Origin of the sequence: Bacillus sp. JJ1764 (genome assembly GCF_036962145.1) — a bacterium.
Taxonomy (GTDB): domain Bacteria; phylum Bacillota; class Bacilli; order Bacillales; family Cytobacillaceae; genus Neobacillus.
In genome coordinates, this window is record NZ_JBALNY010000045.1 from 52558 (window position 1) to 62471 (window position 9914).

The 9914-nt window shown below is 43.1% G+C and carries 11 protein-coding genes; all 11 read left to right on the plus strand.

Annotation, left to right across the window (positions count from 1 at the left end; genetic code table 11):
- On the plus strand, positions 1 to 1926 hold a 1926-nt coding region (locus tag V7083_RS07355), incomplete at its 5' end, for a S8 family serine peptidase (protein WP_335476730.1).
- Positions 1927 to 2301: 375 nt separating this feature from the next.
- On the plus strand, positions 2302 to 2523 hold the full coding sequence (locus tag V7083_RS07360) for an AtpZ/AtpI family protein (RefSeq protein WP_335476731.1): 222 nt from the start codon (positions 2302 to 2304) through the stop codon (positions 2521 to 2523).
- A gap of 2 nt (positions 2524 to 2525) precedes the next feature.
- Positions 2526 to 2900 carry an ATP synthase subunit I gene (locus tag V7083_RS07365; RefSeq protein WP_335476732.1) on the plus strand — a complete coding sequence of 125 codons (375 nt, stop codon included), beginning with the start codon at positions 2526 to 2528 and terminating at the stop codon, positions 2898 to 2900.
- Between the two features lie 23 nt (positions 2901 to 2923).
- Positions 2924 to 3637 carry a F0F1 ATP synthase subunit A gene (atpB, locus tag V7083_RS07370; RefSeq protein WP_335476733.1) on the plus strand — a complete coding sequence of 238 codons (714 nt, stop codon included), beginning with the start codon at positions 2924 to 2926 and terminating at the stop codon, positions 3635 to 3637.
- A gap of 63 nt (positions 3638 to 3700) precedes the next feature.
- Entirely contained in the window at positions 3701 to 3913 is a 213-nt protein-coding gene (gene atpE, locus V7083_RS07375) for a F0F1 ATP synthase subunit C (RefSeq protein WP_027323467.1), read from the plus strand.
- 107 nt (positions 3914 to 4020) lie between these two features.
- Entirely contained in the window at positions 4021 to 4545 is a 525-nt protein-coding gene (locus V7083_RS07380; RefSeq protein ID WP_335476734.1) for a F0F1 ATP synthase subunit B, read from the plus strand.
- Complete coding sequence (locus V7083_RS07385) at positions 4542 to 5078, plus strand: F0F1 ATP synthase subunit delta (RefSeq protein WP_335476735.1); 537 nt, start codon at positions 4542 to 4544, stop codon at positions 5076 to 5078. Before V7083_RS07380 ends, V7083_RS07385 begins: the two co-directional genes overlap by 4 nt.
- A 24-nt stretch (positions 5079 to 5102) precedes the next feature.
- Positions 5103 to 6611 (plus strand): F0F1 ATP synthase subunit alpha, encoded by a 1509-nt coding sequence (atpA, locus tag V7083_RS07390; protein WP_335476736.1) that lies wholly within the window; start codon positions 5103 to 5105, stop codon positions 6609 to 6611.
- 96 nt (positions 6612 to 6707) lie between these two features.
- Complete coding sequence (gene atpG, locus V7083_RS07395; RefSeq protein WP_335476737.1) at positions 6708 to 7565, plus strand: ATP synthase F1 subunit gamma; 858 nt, start codon at positions 6708 to 6710, stop codon at positions 7563 to 7565.
- Positions 7566 to 7754: 189 nt separating this feature from the next.
- Positions 7755 to 9176, plus strand: a complete 1422-nt coding sequence (atpD, locus tag V7083_RS07400; RefSeq protein ID WP_335476738.1) for a F0F1 ATP synthase subunit beta — start codon at positions 7755 to 7757, stop codon at positions 9174 to 9176.
- A gap of 20 nt (positions 9177 to 9196) precedes the next feature.
- Positions 9197 to 9601, plus strand: coding sequence for a F0F1 ATP synthase subunit epsilon (locus tag V7083_RS07405; protein WP_335476739.1), 405 nt, complete (start codon positions 9197 to 9199; stop codon positions 9599 to 9601).
- The last annotated feature ends 313 nt before the right edge of the window (positions 9602 to 9914 follow it).

Sequence of the window (9914 nt, forward strand, 5' to 3'; positions counted from 1 at the left end):
GTGGAGGAGAGTGTGAAAATCATCGGCGGGGATGAGGTCCGCGGTTATTTTGACAGAGCCAACCAACGGCTTACCGGTAAAGGAGTAACAGTGGCAGTGATTGATACCGGAGTAGACTATACTCATCCCGATCTCATCCGCAATTATGGAGGTGGCCATGATTTGGTCGATGGTGACAACGATCCGATGGAAACGTTGGCCGCAGGACAAGCAACCATCCACGGGACACATGTTGCCGGCATTATCGCGGCCAATGGAAAAATAAACGGTGTCGCCCCAGAAGCGAAAATAATTGCATATCGAGCGCTTGGCCCTGGCGGTGGTGGGACAACGGAGCAAGTGCTTGCTGCCATTGAAGAAGCCATTAAAGATAAAGTCGATATCATGAACCTTTCACTCGGGAATAGCATTAACGGCCCGGACTTACCCATCAGTTTGGCACTTAACCGCGCTGTGGAAAAGGGGATCGTCGCAGTAGCCGCATCTGGAAATTCTGGTCCAAATATCTGGACAGTTGGTTCTCCGGGGACAGCTTCAAAGGCAATATCCGTTGGGGCGTCTACACCCACGATGGACATCGCGTATTTAGATGTAGAAGGAATAGAGGGAAAAATCCGTATTCAGCCGATGGAAGGTTCAGTGCCATGGAACCTTGATCGATCGCTAGAGTTGGTCGAAGGTGGAATGGGAAGAAAAACGGATTTAAAAAACGTTCAAGGAAAAATTGCCCTAATTGAACGGGGGACACTTACCTTTACGGAAAAGGCCAATAATGCACGCGCGGCGGGAGCGAAAGCGGTCATCATTTATAACAATGTCAACGGTAGCTTTATGGGTAACCTTGATGGAATGTTGGATATCCCTGTCGGTTCCCTCACGAAGGAGGAGGGAAAGAGGCTGCAAAGAGCCATTCAAAACGGCAAAGGTCTATCAAGAGTTCAAATAATAAAGGAAAAAGATCGTCTAGCTGATTTTAGCTCCAGGGGGCCGGTAACGATGACCTGGGATATAAAGCCGGATATTGTTGCCCCTGGCGTTGCGATTCATTCAACCATACCAGGAGGTTATTTATCGCTCCAAGGAACAAGTATGGCAGCGCCTCATGTCGCCGGTGCATGTGCCTTAATTAAACAGGCCCACCCTGACTGGACACCCGATCAAATAAAGGCTGCCCTAATGAATACAGCAAAACCGCTTGTGAAAACAGAAACCTCCCTTGAATTAAGCCGTGGATCAGGTCCCATCAACGCGCCCTATTATCATACCTATGCCCAAGGAGCTGGCAGAATTCAAGTAGATGAGGCAATCAAGACCGAATCACTCATCATGCCAGGGAGCATTAAATTTGGGAAATTCACTGAAGGTAAGAATAGCCATACTGCCACTTTAAAAATAGAAAATACAAGCAGTCGAACACAAAGGTACTCATTTGATCTGCCCAAGCAAAGGGAAGGACTCAACTGGCGGTTCCCGATATCATTTTCATTGGGACCAAAACAATCAAAGGAGGTAACAGTTGAGCTTGAGGTCGATCCAAAAGTGTTTAAAGAGAAGATTTTTGATGGCTATTTAGCTGTAAATGCTGGGGATACGATCTATCATGTTCCTTATTTATATGTTCTTGAGGAACCGGGCTACCCGAGAATAATGGGCTTTGATTTTACTCCAGGGGATCAGCCAGGCACTTATCGGTATGAGGTGTATATGCCAGGGGGAGCTGAGGAGTTTGGCATTGCGCTCTTTAACCCTGAGGACTATCGTTTTGTTCAGTTTTTGGATTCCAGCACAAACGTGAAAAAAGGGCTAATTCGAAAAGAGCTATCACAAGAAAGTTTACCGCCGGCAGGCACATATAGGGTGAAAGTTTTTGCCAAAAAAGCCGGCAAAGAGGACTTTATTGAAACGATGATTGTCATTGACAAATAAAAGGAGCTGTTGCCAGCTCTTTTTATTTTGCAAAATAACTTCGGGAAATAACTAGAAATAACTTTCTAAGTAGTATTAAATCAAAAATTTTTCCAATTTTATTATAAAAAATGAAACCAAATTAGTAGAAAATCCGTAAGAATATTTTGTACTACGTAGGTAGTGTTAAGGTAATTTAAATTTATAAAATTCGGGAAATTGCATGTAGATTAATTCACGTAAACCAATTGACATTAAACATTGCCTATTGTATGCTAACAAAGGGTGTAATCATAGCGTTTTCATTAAAATTTCATTTGACACGAGCCCAACAATGTTATATTCTTGAATAATTTATTTCCAACACCCATTCTCTTATGGTGAGGATGATTTTTTATGCAAAAAGATCGAAATCCATTTCGTGCTATGGCCTTAATGTCCGCGATTGTCTCCCAATTGGTAGGCTCTATTTTAATAGGAATATTTGCAGGCAGATGGATCGATAAGAATTGGGGTACAGAGCCAATTTTCTTAATTATCGGACTGTTGTTGGGGCTTTCTGCAGGTGTATATTCCATGTTGCTCTCAATCCGTCAGTTTTATTCAGGAGATAAATAACCATGCCAGATTTTAAAGAACTATATAACAGACAGCGAAAATGGACTTTTTACATATTATCCATTTGTGTACTTGGCTGGGGGTTTACATCCTACAAAACCGTTTTCCTTGGAATCATATTAGGTACCATTTTTAGCAACGTGAATCTTTGGTTGTTAATGAGAAAGGCAGACAAATTTGACAAAGCCATCTCTCAAGGAAAAAAACTGCGTTCGCTTGGATCCCTACAAAGATTAGCAATGGCAGCGATTTCAGTAACAATTGCCTTAAAATGTCCACAATATTTTAGGGTAGAAGGTGTTGCATTGGGGCTAATGACATCCTATATTGTCATTATGATAGATTATTTTTATCATGCACTGCATGTACATAAATAAACGGGAAGCGAGGTGAAGTTTACATGCATCATGGGGCTCCTGAGTTTGAATTTATGGGTCTTTGGTTTAACGCGGCGAATATGTTGATGATTACCGTATCCAGTGTGATTGTTTTCTTAATTGCCGTGATAGCAACCCGCAAACTGGCCATGAAACCTACAGGGATGCAAAACTTTTTGGAGTGGGTGATGGACTTTGTTAAGGGCATCATCAACAGTACAATGGATTGGAAGGACGGCGGAAGATTTCATGTTCTCGGTCTGACAATCATCATGTACGTTTTTGTATCCAATATGCTAGGTCTGCCATTTGCAATTATTGTTGACGAAAAACTTTGGTGGAAATCGCCAACAGCTGACCCAGTAATCACTTTAACCATGGCGGTTATGGTAGTCGGGTTAACGCATTTTTATGGCGTGAAATTAAGAGGGGCGAAAGCCTACGGGGGAACGTTCTTCAGCCCAATGAAGTTTTTATTCCCGTTAAAAATTATTGAGGAATTTGCCAATACCTTAACGCTTGGTCTGCGTCTTTACGGTAACATTTATGCCGGGGAATTGTTGCTATCTTTATTAGCAGCTGGACTAGCACATCAAGGTATAGCAGGGTTTATTGCAGCTATTCCGCTGACCTTTGTCTGGCAGGCATTCTCGATTTTCGTCGGATGTATTCAGGCGTATATCTTTACTATGTTAACAATGGTTTATATGTCTCATAAAGTGAGCGCTGACCATTAATTTTATAAGAAGTTGAAAACAAATAAAAAACTTATTTATCCATTTTTAAGGAGGAACAAAATAATGAATCTTATAGCAGCAGCAATCGCAATCGGTTTAGCAGCAGTAGGTGCAGGTATCGGTAACGGTCTTATCGTAGGCCGTACAGTAGAAGGGATCGCTCGTCAGCCTGAAGCACGTGGATTACTACAAACTACAATGTTCATCGGGGTTGCGTTAGTTGAGGCGTTACCAATCATCGGCGTAGTTATCGCGTTCATGGTTTTAAATCGCTAAAATTTCAAAAATTGCAAATGGCGGAGTCGATTGTCTTGAAACCTTCGCCATTCATTTATGTCTATTTTTGTCATGCGTGATAAACTCTTGAAAGGAGTGAACCCAAGGTGTTATTGAGCAATCTTGTATTGGGTGCTGCCGAAGGTACCCATATTAATTTTGGAGATATTTTCTTCCAGTTAATCGTGTTTATCCTGTTATTAGCACTGCTTAAAAAATTCGCATGGGGTCCGCTGATGGGCATCATGAAAACTCGTGAAGATCACATCGCGAGCGAAATAAATGCAGCAGAAGAAAGCCGTAAAGAAGCGAAAAAGCTTTTAGAAGAACAAAGAAGTCTTTTAAAAGAAGCACGCAATGAAGCACAAACTTTGATTGAAAATGCCAGAAAACAAGGCGAAATTCAAGGTGACGAAGTCATTGCTGCAGCCCGCACTGAAGCGGAACGCGTTAAAGATGCTGCTAAATTGGAAATTGAACAACAGAAGGAAAGAGCCGTTGCCGCCATTCGCGAACAAGTTGCTTCTTTATCTGTTTTAATTGCCTCTAAAGTCATTGAAAAGGAATTGACTCAGGCAGACCAAGATCAGTTGATTAATGAGTATATTAAAGAGGCAGGAGAACGGCGATGAGTAATATCTTAGTAGCAAAACGCTACGCATCGGCCCTGTTTCAAATTGCAAAGGATCAACAAAGCGTATCCTTGGTAGAAGAAGATCTTCGTGTAATCAGAGAAGTTTTAGATTATAACAGTGATCTAAAAGCTGTTTTAAAATCTTCCAAAGTTACTAACGAACAGAAAAAAGAGATGATCAGAGCTGCGTTTGCAACAGTAAACGTCTATGTTTTGAACACATTACTAATTATGGTCGATCGACATCGCGTTAATGAATTGGTTGAAGTCGTCAACCAATTCATTGAAATGGCTAATCAGGAAATGGGAATTGCCGAAGCGGAGGTCTATACGACACGTCCATTATCGGATGCTGAACGTGAGGCTATGTCCGCAGTATTTGCCGCGAAAATTGGTAAAAAGACTCTTAAAATTGAGAATATCGTAGATTCCGATTTGCTCGGTGGCGTCAAGCTCCGCATCGGAAATCGTATATATGATGGATCATTACGCGGTCAGTTAGACCGTTTAGAACGTAAATTGTTAAGCTAGGATTCTTAGATAGGGGTGAAATTCATGAGCATCAAAGCTGAAGAAATCAGCGCCCTGATAAAAAAGCAGATCGAAAACTATCAGGCAGACATTCAAGTTACGGATGTAGGTACTGTTATCTCTGTCGGTGACGGTATCGCCCGTGTTCATGGCCTCGACAATGTTATGGCCGGAGAACTTGTTGAATTTTCAAACGGCGTTATGGGTATGGCACAAAACCTTGAAGAAAATAACGTCGGTATTATCATCCTTGGACCTTACACTGAAATTCGTGAAGGTGACGAGGTTCGCCGTACAGGCCGCATCATGGAGGTTCCAGTTGGTGAAGGACTAATCGGACGTGTAGTAAACTCATTAGGACAACCTATCGATGGTATGGGTCCAATCAATTCTACAAAAACTCGCCCAGTTGAAGCAGTTGCTTCAGGCGTTATGGCACGTAAATCCGTTCATGAGCCATTACAAACTGGTATTAAAGCGATTGACGCCCTTGTACCAATTGGCCGCGGACAGCGTGAGTTAATCATCGGTGACCGTCAAACAGGTAAGACATCTGTTGCGATTGATACAATCTTGAACCAAAAAGGTCAAGACATGATCTGTATCTATGTTGCGATTGGACAAAAAGAATCAACCGTACGTGGTGCAGTTGAAACTTTACGTAAAAATGGCGCATTAGAATACTCAATCGTTGTTTCTGCATCAGCATCACAACCAGCTCCAATGCTATTCTTAGCACCGTATGCTGGTGTTGCGATGGCTGAAGAGTTTATGTATTCAGGCAAACACGTTTTAATCGTATATGATGATTTATCTAAACAAGCGGCTGCATACCGTGAGCTATCCCTATTACTTCGCCGTCCTCCAGGTCGTGAAGCATATCCAGGGGACGTTTTCTATCTGCACTCCCGCTTATTAGAGCGTGCAGCTAAGTTAAGTGATGCACTTGGTGCTGGTTCCATTACGGCATTACCATTTATTGAAACACAAGCAGGGGACGTTTCTGCATATATCCCAACAAACGTTATTTCCATTACAGATGGACAAATTTTCTTACAGTCAGACCTATTCTTCTCCGGTGTTCGTCCGGCGATCAACGCAGGTCTTTCCGTATCCCGCGTAGGTGGATCCGCGCAAATTAAGGCAATGAAAAAAGTTGCTGGTACACTGCGTCTTGACTTGGCTTCGTACCGAGAACTTGAAGCATTTGCTCAATTTGGTTCTGACCTTGATAAAGCGACACAAGCAAAGCTTGCTCGTGGTGCGCGTACAGTTGAAGTGTTAAAACAGGACCTTCACAAGCCGCTACCAGTTGAAAAGCAAGTTATGATTTTATATGCATTAACACGTGGATTCCTTGACGATATTCCATTACAGGATATTCGCCGTTTTGAATCTGAATTCCATAACTGGATGGACCTCAATCGCAAAGAGTTGTTAGACCAGATTGTTACGACGAAGGACCTTCCTTCCGATGACGATTTATCAGATGCAATCAACACCTTCAAAAAGACGTTTGCTACATCTGAATAATCCAGGTCTGACATATAGAACAGGGATGGTGACAGTCACTTCCAACAAGTGTCTGTCACCAACCAGACATTCTTTGAGTGAGGGTGGTGAGAACCTATGGCTTCATTACGCGATATAAAAAATCGCATCAATTCGACGAAAAAGACGAGTCAAATTACCAAGGCAATGGAAATGACCTCGGCTGCTAAATGGAATAAAGGCGTATTAAATGCAAAAGCGTTCGTTCCGTATATGGAAAAAATCCAGGAAGTGACGGCGTCCATTGCAATCGGTACAGGTGGAGTGTCACATCCGATGCTGCAACACCGTCCGGTTAAGAAAACCGCCTATATCGTTATGACTTCTGACCGTGGACTTGCTGGCGCATTTAACAGTAACGTCATTCGTCGTGTCCATCAGACAATCCAAAGCCGTCATAAATCAAATGATGAATTTGCGATTATCGCCATTGGAAGAGTTGGCCGCGATTTCTTCGTTAAGCGCGGTATGGATGTGGCGCTTGAAATCGTTGGAGTTTCCGACCAGCCAAGCTTCCAGGACATTAAGGACATAACCAGCACAACCGTAGGCATGTTTGCCGATGGAACATTTGATGAAATTTATCTCTATTACTGTCATTATCGAAGCGCGATTTCGCAGGAAGTGACCGAGAAGAAGCTACTTCCTTTACAGGATATTTCGACTACTCACAAGCTCACATCCTATGAATTTGAGCCGTCACCGGAAGAAATTCTCGAAGTGTTGCTGCCGCAATATGCAGAGAGCTTAATTTATGGTGCTCTCCTTGACAGCAAAGCTAGTGAACACGCTGCCCGGATGACTGCAATGAGAAACGCAACGGATAATGCACACGAATTAATTAGTTCCTATACATTAAGCTACAACCGTGCCCGCCAGGCTTCGATTACGCAAGAAATCACCGAAATCGTTGGCGGCGCATCAGCGCTAGAATAATAAAACGTCAACCCCCCTTTTTTTTGAAAAAACAGCCTGGTAGACTGTGCCAGATGGGGATTACGCCTAGAAATGGATTCTACCGCGAATCCTTTGTGTTCACAGTTGAACACGTGGCGGAACACTCTCAAGGTTCGTTTTTAAAAAAAGGGGTCGGAATAGGCAAAAAGTAAGTTAGGAGGGAAAACGATGAACAAAGGACGCGTTCTGCAGATTATGGGTCCGGTTGTTGACGTTAAGTTTGAAAACGGTCATCTTCCAGAGATCTATAACGCATTAAAAGTTGTGAATCATGCGCGTAATGAATCAGAAGTTGAAATCAACTTAACCCTTGAAGTAGCCCTTCATTTAGGTGATGATACAGTTCGTACGATCGCGATGGCTTCCACTGATGGATTGACTCGTGGTTTAGAGGTAGAGGATATGGGTAGACCAATTTCCGTACCAGTTGGGGAACCGACACTTGGTCGTGTATTCAACGTATTAGGTGAGGCGATTGACCTTAAAGAGGATGTTCCGGCTTCTGCACGCCGTGATGCTATTCACCGTGAAGCACCAACATTTGAAAATCTATCTACTGAAGTAGAAATTCTTGAAACTGGTATTAAAGTAGTAGACTTGCTTGCTCCTTATATCAAGGGTGGTAAGATCGGTCTATTCGGTGGTGCCGGCGTTGGTAAAACCGTATTAATTCAGGAATTAATCAATAACATCGCTCAAGAGCACAGCGGTATTTCCGTATTCGCTGGTGTAGGTGAGCGTACTCGTGAAGGTAATGACCTTTATCATGAAATGACGGATTCAGGCGTTATCAAGCAAACTGCGATGGTATTCGGTCAGATGAACGAGCCTCCTGGTGCACGTATGCGTGTTGCTTTGACTGGTTTGACCATGGCTGAATATTTCCGTGATGAGCAAGGGCAAGACGTGTTGTTCTTCATGGATAACATCTTCCGTTTCACACAGGCAGGTTCTGAGGTATCCGCGTTGCTTGGCCGTATGCCATCTGCGGTAGGTTACCAACCAACACTTGCTACTGAAATGGGTAAATTACAAGAGCGTATTACTTCTACTAATAAAGGTTCTGTTACATCTATTCAAGCGATTTACGTACCAGCCGATGACTACACTGACCCGGCTCCTGCTACAACATTCGCTCACTTGGATGCAACAACAAACCTTGAGCGTAAGCTTTCTGAAATGGGTATCTACCCTGCGGTGGACCCATTAGCATCAACTTCTCGTGCCCTATCACCTGAAATCGTCGGGGAAGAGCACTATTCAGTAGCTCGTAGAGTTCAGCAGACTTTACAACGCTACCGTGAATTACAGGATATCATCGCGATCCTTGGTATGGACGAACTTTCTGATGAAGATAAGTTAGTCGTAGCACGTGCTCGTCGTATCCAGTTCTTCTTATCACAAAACTTCCACGTTGCTGAACAGTTTACAGGCCAACCAGGTTCTTATGTACCTGTTAAGGAAACTGTCCGTGGCTTTAAGGAAATCCTTGAAGGGAAATATGACCATCTTCCAGAGGATGCTTTCCGTCTTGTTGGTCGTATCGAAGAAGTGGTTGAGGCCGCAAAACGTATGGGTGTAGAGGCTTAAACTAGCCAGGAGGGTAAAAAATGAAGACGATTAAAGTCAATGTTGTTACTCCCGATGGCCCGGTGTATGACTCAGATGTGGAAATGGTAAGCACCAAGGCTAAAAGTGGTGATCTCGGTATTTTACCAGGACACATCTCGATGGTGGCACCGCTTGAAATTGGTGCTGTTCGCCTCAAAAAGGGTGGCAAAACAGAATTTGTTGCGGTTACAGGCGGTTTTCTTGAAGTCCGTCCTGATCAAGTAACGATTCTGGCTCAAGCTGCTGAGAAATCTGAAGATATCGATGTGGAACGTGCCCTAAAAGCGAAAGAACGTGCTGAGCAGCGTATGCAGGAACAAAAAGCCGAGATGATCGACTTTAGACGTGCCGAGCTCGCGCTAAGACGCGCCATCAATCGCCTCGCCGTAGCGGAAAAAAGATAATAATATTTTGTGAATAACCAAAACCCCTTTGGGCAGCTTTAAAAGGCTGTACAAAGGGGTTTTTTGTTATGTCTCCCATAAAAAAATCACAAACCCGGAGGTTATTACAATACTAATTAGCTGTTCATTTGCTGGAAACTATGTTGAATAGCTGTAATATGAATTGTTTGAAAGTTCATGAAAGCCAAATGGTAGAGGAAACACGAAAGGAGTGTCGTTCATAAAGGGGATGAAAGACAAATAGTAGAGGAAACACAAGGGGAGTGTCGTTCATGAAGGGGATGAAAGACAGATAGCGGAGGAAACACAAAAG